Source organism: Paenibacillus sp. BJ-4 (assembly GCF_020404765.1).
Taxonomy (GTDB): Bacteria; Bacillota; Bacilli; order Paenibacillales; family Paenibacillaceae; genus Paenibacillus.
Genome location: NZ_JAIVEM010000079.1, coordinates 1 through 211 on the forward strand (window position 1 = coordinate 1; position 211 = coordinate 211).

Sequence of the window (211 nt, forward strand, 5' to 3'; positions counted from 1 at the left end):
TGATGAATTTCCGTTTCTGACTTACACTGGTGGAGGTACAGCTTCTCGGTCTTGAGATGCGAAAAGAAGGATTCGATGCAAGCGTTATCCAGGCAGGTACCTTTGTGAGAGTGACTGCCCTTGACGCCGAATTCTTCGAGTCGTGTGTTGTACGCCGCAGACGTATACTGGAAACCCTGATCCGAATGGAGCACGGCACCGGATACGTCTC

1 pseudogene is annotated in these 211 nt (G+C 51.2%); it reads right to left on the reverse strand.

Going from position 1 to position 211, the window contains the following annotated elements:
- Positions 1 to 211: pseudogene (locus LCF57_RS28205) on the reverse strand (IS3 family transposase); the annotation flags it as partial.